Source organism: Herbiconiux ginsengi (assembly GCF_900107435.1).
Lineage (GTDB): Bacteria > Actinomycetota > Actinomycetes > Actinomycetales > Microbacteriaceae > Herbiconiux > Herbiconiux ginsengi.
The window spans coordinates 115,937-137,764 of sequence record NZ_FNPZ01000003.1 but is presented as its reverse complement, the minus strand read 5'-3'; the positions used below and the strand labels follow the sequence as shown (position 1 = coordinate 137,764).

Sequence of the window (21,828 nt, the reverse complement as noted above, 5' to 3'; positions counted from 1 at the left end):
ACGCCTGATGTGGGGCCTCCGGGCCCCACAGGAAGGGGACGCCGATGCTTCCCCAGCGGTCACGCCTCTCCGTGCTGGTCTTCCTGCTACCGCCGCTCGCCCTGTACGGCATCGCCGTGCTGCTGCCCATCTTCCAGTCGCTGTTCCTCAGCTTCTTCGACTGGGACGGCATCAGCCCGATGCTCTTCGTGGGGTTCGAGAACTACATCCGGATGTTCACGGGTGACACCGTGTTCTGGATCGCGTTCCGCAACACCCTCGGCTACGTGGTGATCTGCCTGGTTCTCCAGCTCGGAGGGGCGCTGATCGTGGCGAGCCTGCTCACCCTGCTCCGCCGGGGACGCGAAGTCGTCAAGACGCTCTACATCCTGCCTGCGGTGATCTCCACCGTGGCGATCGCGTTCCTGTTCCAGCGCATCTACTCCCTCGACCCCGAGGGACTCATCAACCAGGTGCTGGAGTTCATCGGCCTCGGCAACCTGCAGAACGCCTGGCTCTCCGACGTCGGCACGGTGCTGGCCGCCGTCTCCGTGCCGGAGGGATGGCGCTTCACCGGGCTCTACATGCTCATCATCTACGCCGCTCTGCTCGCCGTGCCGGCCGAGCTCGAGGAGGCGGCGAAGCTCGACGGGGCGTCGTGGTGGCAGACGTTCTGGCGCATCCGGTTCCCCTACATCCGCCCCGTGTGGATCACGACGACCATCATCGCCACCACGAACGCCCTCCGCGGGTTCGACATCCCCTACCTCCTCACCAACGGCGGCCCCGGCCAGTCGTCCGAGCTCCTCACGACCTACATGTACAAGACGGCGTTCACGAGCACGAACTACGGCTACGCGAGCACGATCTCGGTCTTCGTGGTGGTGGAGTGCCTCGTCGCGGTCGGCCTCATCTTCCTGCTCCTCCGACGTAAGGCCGACGCATGACGCTCACGGCGACCCGCCCCATCCGCCCCTCCGAGCAGGAGAGCCTGCCGCGGCCGCGCCGCCGACAGTTGCATCTGCAGCGCAAGCTCACCGGCGTCATCGTCGCGCTGATCGTCATCGTGCAGGTCTACCCCCTCGCGTGGCTCTTCATCACGAGCGTGCGCACCGAGCAGGACTTCGCCGGAGGCAATCCCTTCGCCCTCCCCACCGAGATCACCTTCGACAACTACACGCGAGCCTTCGCCACGGGGAACCTGGGCCTCAACATCCTGAACTCCCTCATCGTCACGGTCGGCGCGATCGTGGTGATCGTCTTCCTCGGGATGATGGGGGCCTATGCCCTGCAGGTGCTGGGCTTCCGCTTCAGCAAGTTCGTGCGGGCGCTGTTCCTCATCGGCATCATCGTGCCGGTGCAGGTGGCCCTGGTGCCGCTCTTCGTCGACTACGCCGCGGTCAACCTGCTCGACACGTACCAGTCGATCATCATCCCGCTCGCCGGGTTCGCGCTTCCGACGTCGATCTACCTCTTCTCGTCGTTCTACGAGTACATCCCCGGCGAGATCTACGAGGCGGCGTCACTCGACGGCGCGGGGCCCTACCGCATCTTCGGGCAGATCACCCTGCCGTTGTCGGTGAACACGATGGTGACGGTGGCGATGGTCAACAGCATCTTCATCTGGAACGACTTCATCTTCGCCAACACCTTCGTGCTGACCGACGACCTCAAGACGATCCCGCTCGGGCTGCAGAACTACATCGGCGCGATGGGCAAGGTCGACTGGACCGCGACCTTCGCCGCGGTGTGCGTGAGCATCACCCCGTTGCTCCTGGTGTTCCTGGTCTTGAACAAAGCCATGACCTACAGCCTCGCGAGCGGCGCGACTAAGGGATGATCGTCACGTGTCCGAAACGAGTGAACCGATGAGCGCCGACCGGGCGGGCCAGCCCATCACGATGCGCCAGGTGGCCGAGGCGGCCGGAGTGTCGATCGCGACCGTGTCGTACGTGGTCAACGACAAGAAGGGGGCGAGGATCGGGCCCGAGGCACGGCAGCGCGTGCTCGACGCCGTCAAGGAGCTGGGATTCCGTCCGAACGCTCTCGCGAAGACGCTCTCCAGCGGGAGCTCGAACTTCATCGGCCTCGTCGCCGACGCGATCGCCACCACCCCGTTCGCCGGTCAGATCATCCACGGCGCCCAGGACGAGGCCTGGAAGCACGGCTATGTGCTGCTCGTCGCCAACACCGAGGGCGATCTCGCCGCGGAGGAGGCCGCCATCTCGATGATGCTCGAGCACAAAGTGCGGGGCATCCTCTACTCCACGTGGTACCACCGCGCCGTCACCGCTCCGCCGGCGCTGCACGAGACCGAGTACGTGCTCGTCGACTGCTTCGACACCGCGACGCCCGCCCCCGCGGTCGTGCCCGACGAGCGGGAAGGGGGAAACGTGGCCACCCGGTTGCTGCTGAACGCGGGCCACACCCGCATCGCGTTCGTGAACACCACCACCCCGTCGCCCGCGCGATCAGGCCGTCTGGCCGGCTACCGCGACGCCTTGCAGGGTGCCGGTATCGCCTTCGACCCCACTCTGGTGTTGGATGCCGCGCCCGAACAGGAGGGCGGATACGCCGTCGCCGGCCGCATCCGCGACCTCGGCGTGACCGGCGTCTTCTGTCACAACGACCGGGTGGCGATGGGTCTCTACGACGGCCTGCGCGAACTCGGCCTGACCATCCCGAACGACATCGCGGTCGTGGGCTTCGACAACCAGGAGGTCATCGCCGCTCACCTTCGGCCGCCGCTGTCGACGGTCGCGCTCCCCCACTACGAACTCGGCGCAGCGGGGGTGCGGGTGCTCCTCGGACTGCAAGAGGCCCCGACGGGAGCGCCGCTCGCGATCTCCTGCCCGCCGGTTCCGCGGGCATCCGTCTGAGGCGAACCGCGGCCGTCACTCGGCCGTCTGGCCCCGGGCGTCCGTCAGGCCGACCGCGACCGCCCGCTCGGCCGTCAGGCCCCTGGACATCCGCCTGAGGGCGACCGCGACCGTCACTCGACCGTCGGACCCCCGGACATCCGTCTGAGGCCGACCGCGGCCATCCACTCGGGCGCCGGGCATCCGTCTGAGGCCGACCGCGACCATCCGCTCGGCCGGCGACTCCGTCAGGCGCTGGGGGCGCCGATCGTGGGGGTGGCCCTCACCGCGTTGGCGCGCCGATCGGCGACGATCTGGGCCTCGGTCCCCGAGTCGAGGATCGTGTTGCCCGTCGATTCCGGGTCGGCCACGACGGTCAGCACGTCGAGGGAGTTCGACACCGCCGTGCTCAGCAGGGCGTCGACCTGGGCCTCGAACGCGGAGCCGCTCGACGACGCGCTCACGTCGCTCGCCACGACATGGTTGGTCGCCACGTAGTTGCCCGTGCCCGCCACCAGTCTGATGATCGTCGGCGGGGTGCCGGCAGACCGGAGGCTCCGGGAGTCGACGACCTCGGAGATGTGGTTGCCGATGACGGAGTTGCCGTTGCCGCTGATCCGCACCAGTCCGTAGCCGTCGTCGAGACCGTTGTCGACTCCGAGGAACGGGGTCCAGGGCTCGTGGTCGCGCAGCAGATGGTTGGAGGCCACGAGGTTCTCGGAGCTGTCGGCGTCGAGAACGACCATGCCCGGGTAGAAGGAGTGCAACCGATTGGCCGTGATGCTCGAGCGCGTGACGCCGCTGAAGTACACGCTGCTCGCACCGCGCGGAAAGACGTTGTTCGCCGTGACGAGGAGGCCGCCGTGGTTCTCGGCGTAGATCGAGTAGCCGCTCGGGCCGGCTCCGATGAGGTTGTCGGTGATCTTCGACGCCTGACCCCACCCGCGCAGCTCGATGCAGCTCCCGCACTCGGCGACGAAGTTGTCGTGGATCGACAGCGCATCCGCGTTGTGGATGGTGAGAGCGTGCTCGAGGTAGACGAACCCCATGCCGTTCACCCGGAACGAATCGTTGGCGCCGGCGACGTGGATGCCGGTCTTCCCGTTCGCGTAGGTGTTCTCCGGATGCCGGTCGGAGCCGTCGGCGGTGAAGTGCAGACCGTCGATGCAGAAGTTCGAGAACTCCACCGAGCTGATCCGCGGACTCCCCTGCCGTTCGACGAGGAAGGCGGCGCCGTCGGATCGCTGCGCGCGCCTCTCCGGAGGGATGTCGACGAGGATTCGGCTGCCGCCCGGCCAGAGTTCGTGCAGATCGGGCCACTCGTCTTCGGGCACGTTGAAACGGATGCTCGACGAGGTGAATCCGTGACCGGAGCCTTCGATCCGGAGGAAGCTGGCGTCGATCACGACCTGGGTGCGCAGACGGAAGTCCCCCGGCGGGATGTAAATGACGGCGCCCGGCTTGCCGCCGTCGTTCTCGTCGGTGGCGGACTGTCGTCGCTTGATGTCGGCGAGGATGCTCATCATCACCTCGCCGACGTCGTCGAACGGGTCTCCGACGGGCCACTCGGTCACGTCATACCGGTTGGCGGCGCTCATGGGGTCTCGCTTTCGGAACGGAGTGTTGAGAGAGAGGCGACCTCGTCGAGCCGCGGCAGGTCGGCGCCCGGCCGGCTCACCGTGACGGCCGCGCAGGCCGCCGCGAACGAGGCCGCGTCCACAGCCTCGGCCAACGAAGCCGACCCGCTCACGACCGGATCGATGCCGACCGTCGTGGTGAGGAAGTAGAGCAGCCCCGCCATGTAGGAGTCGCCGGCCCCGATGGTGTCGGCCACCTCGGTGGTCACGGCCGGGACGAACGCCGTCTCCGCGCCGAGCCGGAGAAGGCTCCCGGATGCACCCTGGGTGACGATCACGATCGTGGCCCCGAGTCGCGCGTAGTGCGCCGTCGCCTCGGCCGCATCGAGCCCCGGGTGCAGCCAGGCCGCATCCTCGTCGCTCAGCTTGATGACGGTGCTCCGGCGCGCGAGACGCTCGACGGCGGGGAGCACGGTCTCCCGCGGTCCCAGCACCGACGGGCGGATGTTCGGGTCGAACGAGCGGAGGACGCCGGGCCCGGCGGCCTCGAAACAGGCCGCGACGACCTCGCCTCCCGGCGACAGCAGGGCCCCGATCGACCCCGAATGGATCGCCCCGAACCCGGCGACCGGAGGAGCGGCGATGTCCCAGGTGATGTCGAAGTCGTACCGCGCCGATCCGTCGGATTGGATGGTCGCCGTCGCCGACGAGGTGCGGAAGGCGGGATCGACCGACCCGCGCGTCAGCTCCACGCCCGAGCGAGCGAGATGATCCGAGAGAAGACGCCCGTTCTCGTCGGTGCCGATCCGTGTCGCCAGGGTCACGGATGCCCCCAACCGGGCCAGACCGACCGCGACGTTCATGGGGCTTCCGCCGGCGTGGGCCTCGCGACCGTCCGCGGTCGACACCACGTCGACGAGCGCCTCACCGATGACGAGCAGCTCACTCATCGACGCTCTCCTTCGAGCGCGCCGGTGCCGCGACCGACTGCCGCCGCACGAGCGGGCAGGGCAGCACGGCCACCTCGTAGACGGTCTCCTGATCGGAATCGTCTCCGGCCTCCATCAGCGTGGTGAGGGCGCCGAGCGCCCACTCCCCCATTTCGAAGTGCGGGAGCGCCACGGTCGTGAGGGCGGGATAGAGGCCCTCGGCGATGAGCTCCTGGTTGTCGAAGCCGACGAGGGAGAGGTCGTCGGGAATGCGGAGACCGAGTTCGGCCGCCGCGCGGTAGGCGCCCATCGCCATCCGGTCGTTGTAGCAGAACAGGCCCGTCGGCCGATCGGGCCGCCCGAGCACCTCGACCGCGGCCTTGTAGCCGCCCGGAGTCTCGGAGGGCTCGGCGACGACGAGGGTCGGATCGAAGTCCAGTCCGGCGTCGGCGAGCGCCTTGCGGTACCCCGCCAGCCGCCCTCGGGTGGCGGGCACGTCGTCGGAGTTGGTGATGAAGCCGATGCGTCGGTGTCCGTGCCGGATGAGTTCGTCGACTGCGACGTACGCCCCGCCCTCCTCGTCGGGCACGACCGAGGGCACGCGTCCGTCCTCCGACGTCGAGTCGATCAGCACCGTCGGCACGGCCCGGAGGGACTCCGGGAGCGCGATCTCGCGGTGATACATGGTGGCGTAGAGAACGCCGTCGACCTGCTGGCGGAGCAGCGCATCCGTGTCGCGCTGGATGTCGAGCGCGTCGCGCGTGGTGTTGATCAAGACCAGCGTCAAGCCTCGCTCCCGCGCCGCCTGCTGGGCGCCGAGGATGATGCGACCCGCGTGCGGTGTGGTGGCGATCTCCTCGCTCAGCAGACCGATCATCTCGGACTGCTGCCGCCGGAGACTCCTCGCGATGCGGTTGGCCCCGTAGCCGAGCCGCTGCGCCGTGGCCCGCACCCGTTCGCGCGTCTCGTCGCTCGCCCTCGCCGATTCGACGTCGTTGAGGATGTGGGAGACGGTGGTGACCGAGACCCCGGCTTCACGAGCGACGTCCCGGATGCCCACTGTGTTGCGTGCCATTGCTCTCGTCCTCTGCGTGCGTTCGGTTCGAACCTGGTTGGCGACCATTCTCGTCGAGCCCGTCAGCCTTTGACCGCACCGGCGGTGAGTCCGGCGACGATGTGACGCTGCAGCACAAGGGCGAGAAGGATGACGGGAACCGAATAGAGCACCGCCAGAGCGGTCATCGCTCCCCAGTCGAGGCCGAACTGGGTCTGGAAGTTCGCGATGACGATCGGGGTGGTCTGCGACCTCGTGGCCGTGAGGAGGAGGGCGAAGAGGAACTCGTTCCAGGAGGCGAGGAAGGCGAAGATCGCCGTGACCGCCACTCCGCCCGCGGTCACCGGGAGCACGACGCGCCAGAGCGCACCGAGCCGGCTCGCGCCGTCGATCTTCGCCGCCTCTTCGAGCTCTTCGGGCACCGCCTCGAAGAAGCTCGACATGAGCCAGATCGACAACGGCAGCGAGATGGTGGCGTGCGCGATGGCCAGCGCGAACGAGGTGTCGGAGATGCCGAGGTTGCGGAAGATCGCGATCATCGGAACGCCGATGACGATCGGCGGCACCATCCGCATCACGAGGGCGCCGACGATGAAGAACTGTCCGAACTTGGTGCGGAACCGTGTCACGCCATAGGCCGCGGGCACCGCCAGCACGAGCGAGATGAGCGTGCTGAGCACCGCCGTGACGATGCTGTTGATGAACGAGGCCACCACACCGTCGCGGCCGATCGCCGTCGCGTAGTTCTCGACGGTCCAGGTCGACGGAAGAACCGTCGGCGGCACCGCGATGGTCTCCAGCGGCGTCTTGAACGAGGTGAAGAGCATGTAGAGGAACGGGAAGCCGTAGAGCACGACGAGAAGAACCAGCGCGATCCAGAGGATGACGCGGGAACTGATCCGGGTGGTTTCGAGGCCGTTCATCGATCGTTCTCACTTCCGGGTCGCCAGATGAGCAGGATGGCGGCGACCGACACCGCGAGCATCGCGATCAGGTAGATGGTGCCCATGGCGCTCGCCAGGCCGGGGTCGCCGAAGCGCACCATGGTGCGGTAGACGAGCAGCGACATGGTCTCCGTGCTCTGCTGCGGTCCGCCGTTGGTCTGGATGAGGATGACGTCGAAGGCCCTCGCGGCGTCGATGCCGCGGAGGATGAGGGCGACCGCGATCACGGGCCGGAGCAGCGGGATGATGATGCGGAACAGGATGGTCGGGTAGCGGGCGCCGTCGAGCCGGGCCGCCTCGATGACGTCGCCGGGGATGTTCTGCAGGCCGGCGAAGAGGATGAGCGAGATGAACGAAGTGGTCAGCCAGATGTCGGGGATGGCCACCGAGAACAGGGCGATGTTCGGGTCGCTGAGCCACTGGATCTGACCCGGGTCTTGCAGGATGTGGGCGTCGGTGAGCAGCTGGTTGACGATGCCGAAGTTGTCGATCAGCAGGAACCGCCAGAGCAGTCCGGCCACGATCGGGGCGATCATCAGGGGGTAGAGGAAGATCGTGCGGAACACCCGGGAGCTGTTGCCGAGGGCCGTGAAGATCAACGCGACCGTGAGACCGAGCACGAATTCGAAGACGACCACGATGACCGTGTACACGAGCGTGCGCCACGCGGCATTGCCGAAATCGCCGGAGGTGAAGGCCTCGATGTAATTGTCGAGGCCCACGAAGGTGCGCGGGCCGCCGGCGAACTTGCTGATCTCGAAGAACGAGTCCGAGATGAACTGCACCAGGGGCCACGCCACGAACACGGCGAGGAAGAGGGTGGCCGGCAGCATCAAGAAGAAGGCGAACCGGCGGTCGGTGAGACGCACGATGAGACTTTCGGTGAGGTGGTGGGCAGGAGAGGCCGGTGGGTTTCCGCGAGCGGGCGGAAACCCACCGGCCGGCGGTCAGCCGCCGATGATGTCTTCGACTTGCGCCTTGGCGTCGTCGAGCAGCTTCTGGTTGTCCGCCCCCGGCACGACAGCCTTCTGGATCATCGGGATGAGCGCCGAGTCCACGATCTCCTGCCACTTCGGGTTGGCCGGCCGCGGGATGGTGGCCTCCGCGTTCAGGGTGTCGACGAGCGGCTTGTAGTTCTCGAAGCCCGGCTCGCTCTCGTACTTCTCGAGCACCGAGATCCGTGACGCCAGACCCAGGTCGGTGTCGACCGACAGATCGTTGTGGTCATAGGCGTACTGCACGAACTCGAGCGCCTTCTCCTGCTTCGGGGTGCCTGAGGGCACGGAGAGGTACCACGCGCCGGGGACTCCGGCGACTCCGCCCGGGCCGCCGATCATCGTGGTGACGCCCACGTTGCCGGAGACCGCCGAGTCAGCGGGGATCTGCTTGTACGCGTGCGCCCAGAAACGCATCATCGCCAGCTGACCCTGGTTGAAGAGGTTCTGCGAGCCCGCCCAGTCCAGCTGCGCGGCGCCGCTCGGCGCGTAGGGCAGAAGGCTGGTGTAGAAGTCGAGCGCCTTGAGGCTGTCGGCATCGCCGAGCGACACGGTGCCGTCGTCACCCACCACCATGTTCGTCTCGCCGGTCTGCGACAGGGTGGCGAGCCACTCGGTCTCCACGGCGCCCTTGACGTCGGTGCCGTAGAGGTCGACCTGGCCGTCTCCGTTCGTGTCCTGCGTGAAGAACTTCGCGATGTCGGCGTACTGCTCCCAGGTCGTGGGCGGAGCAAGATCGTACCCGTACTGGGCCTTGAAGTTCGCCTGCTGCGTCGGGTCTTCGAAGAGGTCGGTGCGGTAGTAGAGGATCTCGGAGTTGGTCCAGGCGGGCATGCCGACGAACGATCCGTCGACCTGTGCCTCGCTGACCAGCGACGGGAAGAGATCGGATTTCACGTCGTCGGTGAACATGTCGTCGAGCGGGGTGAGCGCCTCGGCGAAGGTCGGCAGCCAGATGGCGTCGAGCGCTGCGACGTCGAACGACAGCGAGCCCGAGCCGAACTCGCTGTTGAGGCGGTTGTAGAGACCGTCGTAGGGCAGCTCGACGAACTCCACCGACGTGCCGGTGTCCTTCTCGAACTGGTCGGCGATCGGCTGCAGCTCCCCGTGGCCGCCGGCCTCGACGAGCACGGTGATCGAATCGTCTCCGGAGGCGGAGGTGCCCCCTCCGGCGCCGCACCCGGTGAGGGTGACGGCGGTGAGTGCGGCAAGGGCTCCTGCGGCTCCGACGAGAACGCGTCGGGACAAGTGCCGGTGTGTGCGAAGCATCATTACTTCGGCTCCAATTCTGTGCGGCGGTGCGTGATTGCGAGGGTACGCGCCGGGTGGTCCGGCGTCGGTCGCCCGAAGCGACTGTGATGACAATACGTTTTGCCAAAACGTCTTGTCAACTCCATAATTGTCACAGCACGGCCACCACCGACGGAGGCCGCAGAAGGAGCCGCCCCCATGACGGACGCGCAGCGACCACGCCCCCGCCTGCATTTCACCCCGCGATCGGGCTGGATCAACGACCCCCTGGCGTTGACCTGGCACAACGGTCAGTACCACCTCTTCTTCCAGTTCGTTCCCGACCGCATCACCTGGGCACCGGACTGCCGTTGGGGCCACGCGACCTCGCCCGATCTGGTCACCTGGACGGAGCATCCGCCCGCCCTCGAGCCGGGTGACGGAGACGGCGGCATCTGGTCGGGGTCGATGGCGATCGACGACGACGGCCGACCGACGATCTTCTACACCTCGGTGCAGGTTCCCGATTTCGGCGTGGGGAGCATCCGCACGGCCACCCCCGTCGACGACGACTGGCTGGTCTGGGCCAAGGGCGAGGTGGTCGTGGAGGCTCCACCCCTCGACCCCGTGGCCTTCCGCGACCCCTTCGTCGTGCGTGACGGCGATCGTTGGCGGATGCTCGTCGGCACCGCCCTCGTCGGCGGAGAAGCCGCGGCGAGCTCGTTCGTCTCCGGCGACCTCTCGGCGTGGTCGTACGAGGGCTTGGCCGCCTCGCGCAACACCCGGGAGACCGAGCCCGTGTGGACCGGATCGCTCTGGGAGTGCCCGCAGATCTTCACCATCGACGGGCGCGACGTGATGGTGACGTCGGTCTGGCAGGACGACGAGCTGTACTACGTCGTCTACGCGATCGGCGAGTTCAGAGACGGCCGCTTCGAGCCGGAGCATTGGGGGCGTCTCACCTACGGCGAGAGCTACTACGCGCCGTCGTTCTTCCGCGATGAAGCGGGGCAGCCGTGCCTCATCTTCTGGATGCGCGGCGTTCTCGACGAGGTCGCCGGCCGTGCCAGCGCGCTGAGCGTGCCGCACGTTCTGCGCCTCGACGGCGACACCCTCGTATCGGCACCTCATCCGTCGGTCATGGCATCTCTCGCGGTGCACGCGGACGGAACGGATGAGCACCGCCCCACGCTGCACACGCTCGACAGCGACGAGGAATGGACGACGACGAATGACGCCGGCACCCTCCGGGTTCGCCGAACCGCGACGAGTGTCGTGTGCACGTGGATGGACACGACCACCGTCGTTCCTGCGTCGGCCGGCGTCGTGACGATCCTCGTCGACGAGGAGACCGTGGAGGTCTTCACCGGCGCAGCCGTCTTCGGCATCGGGGCGACCTCGCGATTCGGCACAGGCCCGCAGCGCGAACTCGAGGATTCGCGCCCGGCCCAGCTCGCCGTCGAGTGACCATCCCCGCTCGGCATCGTCCTCCGGCACACCCGCGACGCGAACACCTACTTCCGCCGACAGCGGTGCGAACGGACGCCGGATGACGGCTTCGGATGTCGGCTACCATTCGGGCATGACGAACCCGGATGCGATCGACGACGTCTCGATCGGCGGTGAGAGCATCCGCCTCGGGCAGTTCGTGAAGTTCGCCGGGCTTCTCGACAGCGGTGGAACGGGGAAAGAGGCCATCGTCGACGGCCTCGTGAGCGTGAACGGCGAGGTCGATCGACGTCGCGGACGACAGCTCCAGCTCGGCGACATCGTCGGATTCGACGGGCGCAGCGCCCGCGTCTGCCCATGAGGTGCTGCCGATCCCCACAGGGAGGCCGGCGAAGCGGCCGAAGCTCCCCCTACGACGACCTTGGCCTGCGACACGCGGCTCGTCGGCCTCGGACGTGAACGTGGTCGCCGACGGCCGGTTCAGCCGAGTTCGTCGACGGCGGCGATGATGAACGTCGCCACGTCGACCGGATTGGTCTGCATCACCAGGTGCGGCGCGTCGAGTTCGATCACCTTACGGGCGCCGGCGCGCTTGTAGCCGAAGCGCTCGACATCCGGGTTGATGGTGTGGTCGGCGCTCGAGACGATCCCCCAGCTGGGCTTGGTCTTCCAGGCCGCGACGGGCGCGGTCTCGGAGAACGCCACGGCGGCGAGCGGACGCTGACCCACGGCCAGCACGCGAGCGGTGTCGGTGGGTACGCCGGCGGCGAAGACCTCGGGGAAGGCCTCGATCTTCACCGAGACATCCGTTCCGGGGTCGGCGCCCTCGATGGGGTAGGGCGAGTAGACCAGGTTCGCGGCGAGCGGCGAGTCGGGGAAGCCGCCCTGCAGCTGGCCGAGGCTCTCGCCCTCGTCGAGCGCATAGCCGGAGACGTAGACGAGTCCGATGACGTTCTCGGCGACGCCGGCGACGGTGATGACCGCTCCGCCGTACGAGTGACCCGCGAGAACGACCGGCCCGTCGATCTGCTCGACGAACGATTTGATGTAGGCCGAGTCGCCGATCAGGCTGCGGTTGAACACCGGTGGAACCAGCACGGTGTAGCCCTGATTCAGCAGCTCGAGGGTGACAGGCGCCCAGCTGGCGGCATCGGCGAAGGCCCCGTGGATCAGAACGATGGTGGGCTTTGCGGACATGATGATCTTCTTTCGGGTTGGCACGCTATGTGCGCGCGAGAGCTGCTCGGACAGAGAAGTTCACGACGTGGTCGCCCCGTATCCGGGCGGCGCGGATTCACTGTGCCTCACGCTGGCGAGCACGCATCGCGATGTGCGCGTGCCGGCGTGATCGGCGCAGAAAAAGCCGATTCCCGACGGAGCGGATGACAGCAGCGACAGGCTCCGCCGATGAGTGTGGAATCATCGATTCACCTGCGTTCGGACGTGAACAGGAGCGTGAACCGTGCAGCTACCCTCGAACTCCGCGTGCGTGCTCGTGCAGATGAGCGCGAAGACCCTCGTCGATGCGCCCGCCTACCGACGGATGTCGCGGCACGAGTTCGGCGGACTCGCGATGGCGCGCATCGCCTCCGTGCCGCAGAAGGTGACGGCGATCCTCGGCGAGGTGCCCGCCCGTTCCCCGGAGAGCATTCAGGTGCAACTGGTGCACTCCGGCGAACTGATCCTCGATCAGGGTGGTCGTCAGACCTCCGTGGCCGCGGGTGGCGTGGTGGTCTACGACGTGAGCCGACCGTTCGAGTTCGTCTACCCGCAGGAGTTCCGCACCACCATCGTGCAGATGCCGACCGCATCGACGGGTGTGTCGAACGGCGTGCTGAAGACACTCTCCGAGCGCGGCTCCACTCATCGCTCCCCCGCCGGCGCCGTGCTCTCAAGGCTCCTTCGCGCGGCCGGCGCCCACGGCCAGCAGCTGGGTGAGAACAGCCGAGACGCCCTCTCGCGAGCCATCGTCGACGCGGTGCGGATGGTGACGCGCGAACACGCGGGAGGCGGCACGCTCGACTCCGGGCGTGCCGGTCTCGCCGAGGCTGCCCGCGATGTCGCGCGCGTGCACCTCAGCGATCCCGGCCTGTCTGCGACGGTGATCGCGAACCGGCTGCATGTATCGGTGCGGACGCTCCATGCCGCCTTCGAAGACGAGCGGGAGACGCTGGGACAGCTGATCCGGCGCTTGCGGCTCGAGCGTGCCCGACAGCAGCTGGAAGGCACCACGGCGCCGGTTCGTCAGATCGCTGAGAGCATCGGATATCTCGACGTCACCCATTTCATCCGTACCTTCAAGACCACCGAGAACCTCACGCCGGCCCAATGGCGGCGCCGGCGACTCGGCGGCACCGGGGAGGGCCCGCGGCCGTGATGCACCGCGCGCCCGTGCCGGCGACCGTGCGAGTGACGGGCCACGAAGACGGCTCGCAGCGCAAGCATCCGGATGTCTGGATCGGCGTCATCGGTACGACCATCCGCCTGACGCCGATGCGCCCGACGTCTCCCACGACGGGTGACACGAACAATTCGGAAAGACTCATCACCGAGGTCGAGCTCCTCTGGCTGACCCGGGCCGAGCGAGCCGTGATCGAGCAGCACCCGATCGACGGCTCGACAGGGCTCGGCGCCGCGATCGCCGCTCTCCTGCTGAGCATGCCGCAGGAAGCAGGCGCGCCGGAGGGCCTGCTGCGGCGGCAGATCTTGGTGACGGTGCGGAACCTGATCTCAGCGGTGGGGAGTGAGCGCGTCGAGGCGGGCACCGTGCGGGTCACCCCGCATCAGCACCTGGTCGTCCGCGCGATGCAACTCGTGAACGCCGGGCTCGACGACCCCCTCCTCACCAGCGCCACGATCGCCGACCGACTGGGGGTGTCACGTCGCACGCTCCAGGCCGCGTTCCGCGACTCGGGCGCGGCCCCCACCGCGTACATCTGGGCGCTGCGCCTTGAACGCGCACACCTGGAGGTCGCTCTGGCCGAGCGGCTCTCCCGATCCGACGTCGTCGCCCTCGGCACCCAGTGGGGTTTCCACAGCTCCACGCACTTCAGCCGAGCATACGAGCGCCGCTACGGGGTTCGGCTGAGGCGCTCGGGCGAGTGAATCGGCGCGCCACGCCAAGGCGCCGCAGCGACGTTCAGTGCTCGAGGCGCGGAGTGGGGATGCCGAGACGAAGAGCTGCCCGCCGCGTGTCCTCGAGCACGGCGCGCGGTTCGGGAGCGTGCGGATCGGTGTGCGCTGCGAGGCTCCTTCGAGCGATGGGGATCAGCACGGTCGCCCATCCGAACACCGTTGCGACCGAGCGGGGAAACCGGTACGGCAGCATGGCACTGCGGTGCTGACGAAGATCGACGCCCCGAGCCTCGACAACGGGCAACAGCTCGCGGGTCGTCAGGAACGCCTCGCGCAAGGCTCGCCGGTCTCCGATCATGGCCGCCAGCGATCCGCTCCGCTCCGCCTGGGCGAACATGCCGGCGTCGGCGATGAAGTGCAGCCACAGCCACCCTCGCATGTCCCGTTCCTGGCGAACCGTGAGACCGGCCTGCCGGAAGACGGTGAGAACGTCCTGCTCTCGCCGATTCGGCGACGCGCCCGTCATGCCGATGATGACGGATGCGAGCATGGCGCCCTGCAGCACGCCGTCGTCATCGAATCCGCCGCCCGCCTGCGGGAAGCCGAACACGAGTCGTTCGGCCGGAAGAGGCGCGACCGCGGCGAGCGGCTCATCCCAGAGGTTGCCCAGCACCAGCACCGTGGCCTCGCCGATTCGGGGAGCCAGGAACGCAGCCGCCTCCACGAGCCGATGATGCCCGACGCTCAGCACGATCAGGTCGAACCCGTCGTCCGGGGCGAGGGATTCACGCAACGTCGTACGGAACGACTCGCGCACCTGCCGGCCGAAGGGCCTTCGGCGCCCGTCGATCCAGTCCATCTGCACCTCGTCGCCGTACTCCGCGGCGCGACCGGGGCGCACGTAGAACTCGACGTCGTGCCCGGCGGCCTGAAACACACGCCCGTAGACCGTCGCGATCACTCCACGACCGAACATCAGAATCCGCATGATGGGCCCTTCGCATAAGATGGAGCTTGTCTCCACTTAGGAGAATATGGAGACAATCTCCACTTGTCAATGAGAGGTTGCACGATGGCCGAGCCCCGAGCGCTGCGAGCCGACGCCCGCCGCAACCGCGAGGCGATCGTGGCCGCCGCGCGCACGGCGTTCGATCACGACGAGCAGTTGCGGTTCGATGACTTCGCGGCGCTCGCCGGCGTGGGCGTGGGCACGCTCTACCGGCATTTCCCGACGCGGGAAGCGCTGGCGGCTGCGGTGTATGAAGGAGAGGTGGCCGCGCTCTGCGATCAGGCCCGCGACTCGACGCGGTCGGCCGGCGAGAACCTCGACGCCTTTCTGCGCGGCTTCGTGGAGTATGTGGTGGCACACACCGGCCTCGCCCGCACGCTCGCGGCCGTCGTGGACCCGGCGGTGCAGGCCGAGGGCGGGAGCGAGCTCGAGCGCACGCTCGCCGACCTCCTGGTTCGGGCAGCCGCCGACGGCGCCATTCGCGACGACGTCGCCGTAGGGGCGGTGCTGATCGTGCTGCATGGCGTCGGATCAGCGACCGACCGGCCGAACTGGGCAGCGGAGTCTCGAGCCGCCGTGGAGCTCCTGATCGCGGGACTCAGGGCCGCCTGAACGGCATCGTCGGCACAGCGACGAGATCGTTGTCGCTCGACATCCGCAGCGGCCATGTTCCTTGCATCTGCGACGCGTCATCGTTCCAGACGTCGGTGCCGACCGGATACAACGTGACGGTGTACCCGGCCGCTCAGTCGCCGAGGAGGTCGAGCACGAGTCTGTCACCCGTGGACTGGGCCACGATCCACGACACCGATCCGTGCAGTTGGATCGAGTCGCCGGTGGCGGGCTCGGTGAGGGTCAGCTGGCGACTGAGGCCGAACTTCTCGACCCTCACCTCGGTCGTGGCGCGCGGGAACGAGGCCACCTCCGCGCGGAGCCGGCCGCCGGTGTCGCGATTGAGCACGTGGATGGTGTCGTCGTTGACGGCGACGATCAGCTGCACGGTCACGCCCTGCGCCTCGGCCGCCGCCTTGGTGGCCACGAAGGCGCCGAGTCCGCCGCCGACGTCCGCACCGACGGCGACGTCGACACCGGATGCCGCAGACCCCGCCGCCAGACCGACGGCCTGGGCTACCACCAGATTCGCCAGCCCGAAGATCCCGGCGACCCTGATCTCCTCCGACTCCCCGAGCGCCGCCCGGGCCTCCTCGATGAGGTCGCTCTCACTGGTGCCGCTCACGGATTCTCCCCCGGGTCGTCGCCGCCGGTGTTCGCGGCTCTGGCACAGAGAATAGCGAAACAGCGCCGATCGGGGCGGAGCGTGCCCGGAAGAGACTCTGCCAGACCTCGAACGTGTCGTCGGTGGTGCCAACGGGTTCATGAAATGTGTTGTTATTTCACCAGATATGTTGGAAAATCAGTACAACTAATGAAATAGTGTGAGGTTGCCATGCAACTCCAATCCCCATTCCTGGCGATCACGAGATCACTCGACGGCGCCGTGCTCAACTCTCTGGTGCGCTCCCACGCACCCATGAGCATCGCCGAGATCGCGCGGTCGACCGAGAACTCCTACGCGGGCGTGCGCAGCTGCGTGCTCCGGTTGACCGCTCAGGGAACAGTCCTCCCCAGCCCGGCCGGCAAGCTCACGCTCTATTCGTTCAATGCCGAGCACATCCTCGCCCCCGCCATCCGCGAGATCGTCGGCGCGAAGAGCACGCTGTGGGAGCGCATCACGACGCTGATCACGGAGACGTTCGCAGATCCGCCAGTGTATGCAGCCGTGTTCGGCTCGGCCGCAACCGGAACGATGCGCGACGACAGCGACATCGACATCTTCCTCGAGCGACCAAAGCGAGCCGACGTCGACCGGTTCGATGTCGACGCTGAATCACTCGCCTGGCAGGTATCGCGTCTCACGGGCAACGAGGTGCGCCCGCTGATCTACGGCGAAGAAGAAGTGTCGGGCACCATGGCCGGCCAACGCGTGCTCGCCGACATCGCGAGAGACGGCGTCACAGTGGCCGGTGACCCCGAGGGCTTCCGAAGCCGGTTGCGCCGTGGCGCCCGGGCGAAGTCCGAGCATGCCGCGCGTTGATCGCGACCCCGGCGTGCTCGAGGGGCGCGCCACGAAGATGCTCCAGTTCATCGAAGCCGCAGAGATCATCCTCGCTCTCGCCGACGACGACGAACTGCGCGACGCCGTCGTGACCCTCGCCGTGCACGCGGGAATCGCCGCATCCGACGTGATCTGCCTGCGCCGCCTGGGCTATTACTGGCAGAGCGGCAACCACCACGAAGCCATCGAACACCTGCGCCGGGCTGACGCGCGATCGGCGGGGCACCTGTCGACGCTCCTTTCACTCAAGACCCGCGCTGCGTACGGCCACGACTCGATGTCGTCGAGCAATGTGTCGCGATCGGTGCGCGCCATGCACAAGCTCGCTGCTGCGGCGCGCGCCGCGTGAACGAGCCGATCAATCATCGAACGGCTCGTGATGCTCTTCTACGCGCTCGCGATCGGCTCCGACCGGGTGACGCACACAGGAACGCCCGAGCGAATTCAGCAGCCCGGGTCACGCGTCGTCGACGACCGACAGGAAGAAGGCGAAGGCGCCCAGCTCGGCGTTCACGCCGATCGACCGAGCGCTTCCATCACCTCGAGCACCAGCTCGTCGATGCCGCGGTCTGCGCCGGTTCGGCCGAGCACCGCGGGGGCCGGTTTCGCTCCGGGCACGGTGTGGCCACCACCGAGCACCGAATACAGAGTGACGGGTGGGTGGCCCGGCTCGCGGTACGCCGTCTCCTCCATCCGCGCGCCCTTCCGTCCCGCGGGTCGCTCGGGGAGCATCTCGACCGCGGGTGCCGCGGTGATGCCGTTGCGGCGAGCGAAGTACGCCGCCGTGGCCGGCGCGGAGAGCGCGGCTCCCCCGACCTTGAACATCGCCCGCGCCCACCACGCCATGCGGCCTCCGCGGAAGGGGACGATCCGGTCGGCCGTGCCGCTCACGAGCACGACCGGGACGGGCCGATCGGCCGCGGAATCCGAGAATCCGCCGAGGAACCCGGCGCGATCGGGCATCGTCGCGGCCACGACGACCGCACCCGTGAGGAGGTCCGGCGCCTCGTGGATCAGGCGGAAGACCATCTGACCACCGTTGGAGTAGCCGACGCCGACGACAGCGCGGGCCTCGACACGGTGGGATCGACTGACCGAAGCGACGACGGCGCGAGCGAAGGCGACGTCATCCACGTCCTCCAACCGGGCGGGGAAGGAGCTCGTTGCCCGGGCGTCGTTCCAGTTGCCTCGATATCCGTCCAGGTAGACGACCACGGCCCGGCCTTCGCGGGCGAGCCGATCGAGAGCATTACCCGTGAAGCGGCGATGCACCTCGCCGTCTTGCTTCGAGCCGTGGAAGACCAGCACGATCGCACGATCACCGGGACCGTCGATCTCGCCGACCGCCGTGAACGAGCGGGTGCGACCCGCGACAGAGACAGTTGACTTCATCACACATCCTTCGTGCGCGCGAACGGACTTCGCCCGAGCACACCCGTGACGCTATACTCTGACATCATGTCAAGGTCAACCGCATCATGAGGATCGGCGAAGTCAGCCGTCGGAGCGGCGTCAGCGCCCGGTCGCTGCGCTACTACGAGCAGCACGGCCTCATCTCTGCTCGCCGCGAGTCCAACGGCTATCGCGAATACGACGACTCGACGGTGGCGCGCGCCGAGATCGTCCACATGCTCTTCGGCATGGACTTTCCGCGCGAGGTGGTGCAGTCGGTGCTGACCTGCACCGGCGATGCGCCCGCCGCCGCTCACGACGCCCTGGCAGACCAACTCGTGCAGGTGCGGTCGGAGTTGGCCGAGCGCATCGAGCGCCTCGCCTACACGCACGGTCGGGTGAACGCCTTCTTGGAGGAGCGCGGCCGCTAAGAGGTCGAGCTCGGCTTCGTTCCGCCGAGACGGTCAGCGACGCACTCGATAGCGCACGTGGAGCACGCGGTCGCCGTGGATGACGACATCGGGATCTTCGAGAAGGTGCTGCGCTTCGACCGCACCGAAGTAGCGCTTGCCGGAGCCGAACACGACGGGCACGACATCCATCCGAACCTCATCGATCAGACCCGCGGCGAGCACTTGCCCACCGACGTCACCGGCCGCGACCTCGACCGTGCGGTCGCCCACGAGCTCCTGGGCCCTGGCCACGGCCGCCTCGACGCTGTCGACGAAGTGAAACGGAGCCTCCGCGCCCCAACCGTCAGGCTCAGGCCGGTGCGTCACCACGACCACGTGATCGACGCCGCTCGGCGGCACCCCACCCCACCCATCCGTCAGATCGAAGACGTGGCGGCCGACGATCGTCGCCCCGATCTCGTTCCAATACGGCCGGATGTAGTCATACGAGGCCTGCGACACCGCCAGCACGCCGCTCTCGTCCAACGCGACATCACCGCTCGTCAACCAGTCGAAGAGCGGCCCGGGTTCGTCGTCCTCATCCGCGATGAAGCCGTCCACCGAAACCGACCCGTACATGACCACCTTGCCCATGAGACCCTCCTCCTGGTCGATCAAAAGTGTACAGTGTCCACATGATGACGACGCCGATCACGGTGACGCCGGTGCGCGTCGCCACCCTCCTCGCCGGAGACGAGCGGATGCCGGTCTTCGTGCATCTGATCGATCATCCGGCCGGCCGGGTGCTCGTCGACACCGGAATGACCGAGCTCCATCCCGCGGTCGCCGACATGGATCCTCAGCTGGAGCCGCTGACCGAGAAGGGCATCGATCTCGACGGCATCACCGCGGTCGTCAACACGCATCTGCACTTCGACCACTGCGGTGGCAACCACCTGTTCGCCGGAACGCCGGTGTACGTGCAACGCCGGGAACTCGAGGATGCGCGAACGCTGGACGAATACACGATCCGCGAATGGGTGGATGCGCCAGGCATGACATACATCGAAGTCGATGGCGAGTTCGAGCTGCTTCCCGGCGTTCGGCTGCTGCCCGCGCCCGGCCACACGCCCGGCTCGCAGATCGTCGTCGTCGAGACGGATGCCGGCCCCGTCGTGATCGCCGGCGACTCTGCCGTGTGGTTCGGCGAGCTCGACGAACCGACCACGGAGGGCCAGCGACTCATCCGCTCGCTCGATCCACACCAGGTGTGGCTCGCTCACGCGGACGAGCCCTGGCCCGCCGGTTCCTAGCTTCCGCCCGGTCGCCCGGCCGCTACTTGCGCGAGGGCACCCGCGCATCCGGCCCGTGCACGATGCTCGCGATGGCGCCGGTGGAGACGCGCTCGGGGTCTCCACCGCGCGAGGCCTCGGCCGCCTCCTCCTCGAGCGCCGCGAGGTCGCGGGCGTGGTGGCTCTTCTCGTCGGCGCTGAGGTGGTCGTCGGCGCTCATGGTCTGCTCGTCGAAGGGCAGTGTGCCGTCGAGCACCTGCCCCACCTGGGTGGTGTCGATCTGCTTCGTCCACTTCCCGATGAGGATGGTGGCGACCGCGTTGCCGGTGAAGTTCGTGAGTGCCCGCGCCTCCGACATGAAGCGGTCGATGCCCACGATGAGTCCGACGCCGTTCACGAGGTCGGGGCGGTGGGCCTGCAGCCCTCCGGCGAGGGTGGCGAGGCCGGCGCCCGTGACTCCGGCGGCGCCCTTCGACGCGATCATCATGAACAGCAGCAACGAGAGCTGCTCCGGCAGGCTCAGCGGGGTTCCGAGGGCGTTCGCGATGAAGATCGACGACATCGTGAGGTAGATCGCCGTGCCGTCGAGATTGAACGAGTAGCCGGTGGGAACCGTGATGCCGACGACCGGCTTGGAGATGCCGAGGTGCTCCATCTTGGCGATCAACCGGGGCAGCGCGACCTCGCTCGACGACGTGGAGACGATGAGCAGGTACTCCCGGGCCAGGTACTTCATGACCCGGAAGATGTTGATGCCCGTGACCAGCTTGAGCAGTCCGCCGAGCACGACCACCACGAACACGATGCAGGTGATGTAGAACGCCACCATGAGCGCCCCGAGCGCCACCAGCGCGGCCACTCCGGTGGTGCCCACGACGGCGGCGATCGCCCCGAAGGCGCCGAGCGGCGCGACCCACATGATCATGGCGAGGATACGGAACACCAGCACCTGGAGCTGCCGGATGGCCCCGAGAATGGGCTCGCCCTTGGCGCCCATCCGCTGCAGGGCGAAGCCCACGAGCAGCGCCACGAACAGGGCCTGCAGGATGCTGCCCGACGTCAGCGACGAGAAGAAGGAGGTGGGGATGATTCCCATGACGAACTCCGTGGTGCTCGCCGGAGCCAGCGCAGAGGTGTCGTAGGTGGTCGAAGCGATGTTGAGGCCGTCGCCCGGATGGATCAGGTTGCCCACCACGAGGCCGATGCCGAGCGCGAAGGTCGACATGATCACGAAGTAGCCGAGCGCGAGCCCGCCCACCTTGCCCACGGTGGCGGCCTTCGCCACCGAGCCCACGCCGAGGGCGATGGTGCAGAAGATGATCGGCGCGATCATCATCTTGATGAGCGCCACGAACCCGTCGCCGAGCGGCTTCAGGCCCTTGGCGAACTCGGGGAAGATCAGCCCTACCGCGATGCCGCCTGCCACGGCCACGATCACGGCGATGTAGAGGTAGTGGGAGCGGTCGAGCCGGCGTCTCTTCGTGGGCTGAACCGTGTGCGTCGTTGCCATGGGTCTTCCTAACGGTCAAGGCCGCCG

The 21,828-nt window shown here is 67.7% G+C and carries 24 protein-coding genes; 12 read left to right on the top strand and 12 right to left on the bottom strand.

Annotated elements, in window-relative coordinates; genetic code table 11:
- Positions 1 to 44: 44 nt before the first annotated feature.
- From BLW00_RS13425 to BLW00_RS13415, 3 genes are read left to right on the top strand one after another with little or no spacing between them, the layout of a single operon-like run.
- On the top strand, positions 45 to 926 hold the full coding sequence (locus BLW00_RS13425; RefSeq protein WP_092554996.1) for a carbohydrate ABC transporter permease: 882 nt from the start codon (positions 45 to 47) through the stop codon (positions 924 to 926).
- Positions 923 to 1,819 carry a carbohydrate ABC transporter permease gene (locus BLW00_RS13420; RefSeq protein WP_092554994.1) on the top strand — a complete coding sequence of 299 codons (897 nt, stop codon included), beginning with the start codon at positions 923 to 925 and terminating at the stop codon, positions 1,817 to 1,819. Before BLW00_RS13425 ends, BLW00_RS13420 begins: the two co-directional genes overlap by 4 nt.
- A gap of 28 nt (positions 1,820 to 1,847) precedes the next feature.
- The gene (locus tag BLW00_RS13415; RefSeq protein ID WP_092554992.1) at positions 1,848 to 2,858 is read left to right on the top strand and encodes a LacI family DNA-binding transcriptional regulator; all 1,011 of its coding nucleotides are present in this window, start codon (positions 1,848 to 1,850) and stop codon (positions 2,856 to 2,858) included.
- Positions 2,859 to 3,085: 227 nt separating this feature from the next.
- On the opposite strand, the gene BLW00_RS13405 is transcribed toward BLW00_RS13415, so the two are convergent.
- From BLW00_RS13405 to BLW00_RS13380, 6 genes are all read right to left on the bottom strand, one after another.
- Positions 3,086 to 4,435 (bottom strand): NosD domain-containing protein, encoded by a 1,350-nt coding sequence (locus BLW00_RS13405; protein WP_092554988.1) that lies wholly within the window; start codon positions 4,433 to 4,435, stop codon positions 3,086 to 3,088.
- Positions 4,432 to 5,364 carry a PfkB family carbohydrate kinase gene (locus BLW00_RS13400; RefSeq protein ID WP_092554986.1) on the bottom strand — a complete coding sequence of 311 codons (933 nt, stop codon included), beginning with the start codon at positions 5,362 to 5,364 and terminating at the stop codon, positions 4,432 to 4,434. Before BLW00_RS13400 ends, BLW00_RS13405 begins: the two co-directional genes overlap by 4 nt.
- On the bottom strand, positions 5,357 to 6,418 hold the full coding sequence (locus BLW00_RS13395; RefSeq protein WP_092554984.1) for a LacI family DNA-binding transcriptional regulator: 1,062 nt from the start codon (positions 6,416 to 6,418) through the stop codon (positions 5,357 to 5,359). The genes BLW00_RS13400 and BLW00_RS13395 overlap by 8 nt, the downstream gene beginning before the upstream one ends.
- Before the next feature lie 62 nt (positions 6,419 to 6,480).
- Positions 6,481 to 7,320, bottom strand: coding sequence for a carbohydrate ABC transporter permease (locus BLW00_RS13390; protein WP_092554982.1), 840 nt, complete (start codon positions 7,318 to 7,320; stop codon positions 6,481 to 6,483).
- Complete coding sequence (locus BLW00_RS13385) at positions 7,317 to 8,210, bottom strand: carbohydrate ABC transporter permease (protein ID WP_092554980.1); 894 nt, start codon at positions 8,208 to 8,210, stop codon at positions 7,317 to 7,319. The genes BLW00_RS13390 and BLW00_RS13385 overlap by 4 nt, the downstream gene beginning before the upstream one ends.
- A 78-nt stretch (positions 8,211 to 8,288) precedes the next feature.
- Positions 8,289 to 9,584, bottom strand: coding sequence for an ABC transporter substrate-binding protein (locus tag BLW00_RS13380; RefSeq protein WP_245741582.1), 1,296 nt, complete (start codon positions 9,582 to 9,584; stop codon positions 8,289 to 8,291).
- A gap of 201 nt (positions 9,585 to 9,785) precedes the next feature.
- Between BLW00_RS13380 and BLW00_RS13375 the strand changes: the two genes are divergently transcribed.
- Positions 9,786 to 11,033, top strand: coding sequence for a glycoside hydrolase family 32 protein (locus BLW00_RS13375; RefSeq protein ID WP_092554978.1), 1,248 nt, complete (start codon positions 9,786 to 9,788; stop codon positions 11,031 to 11,033).
- A gap of 115 nt (positions 11,034 to 11,148) precedes the next feature.
- Entirely contained in the window at positions 11,149 to 11,376 is a 228-nt protein-coding gene (locus BLW00_RS13370; RefSeq protein ID WP_092556087.1) for an RNA-binding S4 domain-containing protein, read from the top strand.
- Between the two features lie 119 nt (positions 11,377 to 11,495).
- Here the strand turns inward: BLW00_RS13370 and BLW00_RS13365 are convergent, their stop codons facing one another.
- Positions 11,496 to 12,212: an alpha/beta fold hydrolase gene (locus BLW00_RS13365; protein WP_092554976.1), complete on the bottom strand. Its 717-nt coding sequence runs from the start codon at positions 12,210 to 12,212 to the stop codon at positions 11,496 to 11,498.
- A 265-nt stretch (positions 12,213 to 12,477) separates the two neighbouring features.
- Here BLW00_RS13365 and BLW00_RS13360 point away from each other — a divergent pair, with 265 nt between their 5' ends.
- A complete protein-coding gene (locus BLW00_RS13360) occupies positions 12,478 to 13,392 on the top strand; it encodes an AraC family transcriptional regulator (RefSeq protein WP_139256716.1) in 915 nt (304 codons plus the stop codon).
- The gene (locus BLW00_RS13355; RefSeq protein ID WP_217634380.1) at positions 13,392 to 14,120 is read left to right on the top strand and encodes a helix-turn-helix transcriptional regulator; all 729 of its coding nucleotides are present in this window, start codon (positions 13,392 to 13,394) and stop codon (positions 14,118 to 14,120) included. Before BLW00_RS13360 ends, BLW00_RS13355 begins: the two co-directional genes overlap by 1 nt.
- A 34-nt stretch (positions 14,121 to 14,154) precedes the next feature.
- Here the strand turns inward: BLW00_RS13355 and BLW00_RS13350 are convergent, their stop codons facing one another.
- Positions 14,155 to 15,078 (bottom strand): ketopantoate reductase family protein, encoded by a 924-nt coding sequence (locus tag BLW00_RS13350; RefSeq protein WP_092554970.1) that lies wholly within the window; start codon positions 15,076 to 15,078, stop codon positions 14,155 to 14,157.
- An 84-nt stretch (positions 15,079 to 15,162) separates the two neighbouring features.
- Between BLW00_RS13350 and BLW00_RS13345 the strand changes: the two genes are divergently transcribed.
- Positions 15,163 to 15,711, top strand: a complete 549-nt coding sequence (locus BLW00_RS13345; protein ID WP_092554968.1) for a TetR/AcrR family transcriptional regulator — start codon at positions 15,163 to 15,165, stop codon at positions 15,709 to 15,711.
- Between the two features lie 133 nt (positions 15,712 to 15,844).
- Here the strand turns inward: BLW00_RS13345 and BLW00_RS13340 are convergent, their stop codons facing one another.
- On the bottom strand, positions 15,845 to 16,336 hold the full coding sequence (locus BLW00_RS13340; RefSeq protein WP_092554966.1) for a hypothetical protein: 492 nt from the start codon (positions 16,334 to 16,336) through the stop codon (positions 15,845 to 15,847).
- A gap of 210 nt (positions 16,337 to 16,546) precedes the next feature.
- On the opposite strand from BLW00_RS13340, the gene BLW00_RS13335 reads away from it, so the two are divergent.
- Together BLW00_RS13335 and BLW00_RS13330 are read left to right on the top strand one after the other, a co-directional pair.
- Positions 16,547 to 17,194: a nucleotidyltransferase domain-containing protein gene (locus tag BLW00_RS13335; RefSeq protein WP_092554964.1), complete on the top strand. Its 648-nt coding sequence runs from the start codon at positions 16,547 to 16,549 to the stop codon at positions 17,192 to 17,194.
- A complete protein-coding gene (locus tag BLW00_RS13330) occupies positions 17,181 to 17,564 on the top strand; it encodes a hypothetical protein (protein ID WP_092554962.1) in 384 nt (127 codons plus the stop codon). The genes BLW00_RS13335 and BLW00_RS13330 overlap by 14 nt, the downstream gene beginning before the upstream one ends.
- 161 nt (positions 17,565 to 17,725) lie before the next feature.
- Here BLW00_RS13330 and BLW00_RS13325 read toward each other — a convergent pair whose 3' ends face one another.
- Complete coding sequence (locus BLW00_RS13325) at positions 17,726 to 18,607, bottom strand: alpha/beta hydrolase family esterase (RefSeq protein ID WP_175494268.1); 882 nt, start codon at positions 18,605 to 18,607, stop codon at positions 17,726 to 17,728.
- Between the two features lie 86 nt (positions 18,608 to 18,693).
- On the opposite strand from BLW00_RS13325, the gene BLW00_RS13320 reads away from it, so the two are divergent.
- A complete protein-coding gene (locus tag BLW00_RS13320; protein ID WP_092554960.1) occupies positions 18,694 to 19,038 on the top strand; it encodes a MerR family transcriptional regulator in 345 nt (114 codons plus the stop codon).
- 33 nt (positions 19,039 to 19,071) lie between these two features.
- On the opposite strand, the gene BLW00_RS13315 is transcribed toward BLW00_RS13320, so the two are convergent.
- Entirely contained in the window at positions 19,072 to 19,653 is a 582-nt protein-coding gene (locus BLW00_RS13315; protein ID WP_092554958.1) for a dihydrofolate reductase family protein, read from the bottom strand.
- 41 nt (positions 19,654 to 19,694) lie between these two features.
- On the opposite strand from BLW00_RS13315, the gene BLW00_RS13310 reads away from it, so the two are divergent.
- Complete coding sequence (locus BLW00_RS13310; protein WP_245741581.1) at positions 19,695 to 20,312, top strand: N-acyl homoserine lactonase family protein; 618 nt, start codon at positions 19,695 to 19,697, stop codon at positions 20,310 to 20,312.
- 22 nt (positions 20,313 to 20,334) lie between these two features.
- Here the strand turns inward: BLW00_RS13310 and BLW00_RS13305 are convergent, their stop codons facing one another.
- Positions 20,335 to 21,801 (bottom strand): cation:dicarboxylate symporter family transporter, encoded by a 1,467-nt coding sequence (locus BLW00_RS13305; protein WP_092554956.1) that lies wholly within the window; start codon positions 21,799 to 21,801, stop codon positions 20,335 to 20,337.
- Between the last annotated feature and the right edge of the window lie 27 nt (positions 21,802 to 21,828).

Bases quoted from the DNA above. Each gene is read 5' to 3' on its own strand.
- BLW00_RS13390 (WP_092554982.1), bottom strand. From the start codon at position 7,320: ATGAACGGCCTCGAAACCACCCGGATCAGTTCCCGCGTCATCCTCTGG.
- BLW00_RS13365 (WP_092554976.1), bottom strand. From the start codon at position 12,212: ATGTCCGCAAAGCCCACCATCGTTCTGATCCACGGGGCCTTCGCCGAT.
- BLW00_RS13405 (WP_092554988.1), bottom strand. From the start codon at position 4,435: ATGAGCGCCGCCAACCGGTATGACGTGACCGAGTGGCCCGTCGGAGAC.
- BLW00_RS13335 (WP_092554964.1), top strand. From the start codon at position 16,547: ATGCAACTCCAATCCCCATTCCTGGCGATCACGAGATCACTCGACGGC.
- BLW00_RS13310 (WP_245741581.1), top strand. From the start codon at position 19,695: ATGATGACGACGCCGATCACGGTGACGCCGGTGCGCGTCGCCACCCTC.
- BLW00_RS13415 (WP_092554992.1), top strand. From the start codon at position 1,848: ATGAGCGCCGACCGGGCGGGCCAGCCCATCACGATGCGCCAGGTGGCC.
- BLW00_RS13420 (WP_092554994.1), top strand. From the start codon at position 923: ATGACGCTCACGGCGACCCGCCCCATCCGCCCCTCCGAGCAGGAGAGC.
- BLW00_RS13345 (WP_092554968.1), top strand. From the start codon at position 15,163: ATGGCCGAGCCCCGAGCGCTGCGAGCCGACGCCCGCCGCAACCGCGAG.
- BLW00_RS13320 (WP_092554960.1), top strand. From the start codon at position 18,694: ATGAGGATCGGCGAAGTCAGCCGTCGGAGCGGCGTCAGCGCCCGGTCG.
- BLW00_RS13355 (WP_217634380.1), top strand. From the start codon at position 13,392: ATGCACCGCGCGCCCGTGCCGGCGACCGTGCGAGTGACGGGCCACGAA.
- BLW00_RS13330 (WP_092554962.1), top strand. From the start codon at position 17,181: ATGCCGCGCGTTGATCGCGACCCCGGCGTGCTCGAGGGGCGCGCCACG.
- BLW00_RS13325 (WP_175494268.1), bottom strand. From the start codon at position 18,607: ATGAAGTCAACTGTCTCTGTCGCGGGTCGCACCCGCTCGTTCACGGCG.
- BLW00_RS13395 (WP_092554984.1), bottom strand. From the start codon at position 6,418: ATGGCACGCAACACAGTGGGCATCCGGGACGTCGCTCGTGAAGCCGGG.
- BLW00_RS13350 (WP_092554970.1), bottom strand. From the start codon at position 15,078: ATGCGGATTCTGATGTTCGGTCGTGGAGTGATCGCGACGGTCTACGGG.
- BLW00_RS13315 (WP_092554958.1), bottom strand. From the start codon at position 19,653: ATGGGCAAGGTGGTCATGTACGGGTCGGTTTCGGTGGACGGCTTCATC.
- BLW00_RS13370 (WP_092556087.1), top strand. From the start codon at position 11,149: ATGACGAACCCGGATGCGATCGACGACGTCTCGATCGGCGGTGAGAGC.
- BLW00_RS13425 (WP_092554996.1), top strand. From the start codon at position 45: ATGCTTCCCCAGCGGTCACGCCTCTCCGTGCTGGTCTTCCTGCTACCG.
- BLW00_RS13400 (WP_092554986.1), bottom strand. From the start codon at position 5,364: ATGAGTGAGCTGCTCGTCATCGGTGAGGCGCTCGTCGACGTGGTGTCG.
- BLW00_RS13375 (WP_092554978.1), top strand. From the start codon at position 9,786: ATGACGGACGCGCAGCGACCACGCCCCCGCCTGCATTTCACCCCGCGA.
- BLW00_RS13305 (WP_092554956.1), bottom strand. From the start codon at position 21,801: ATGGCAACGACGCACACGGTTCAGCCCACGAAGAGACGCCGGCTCGAC.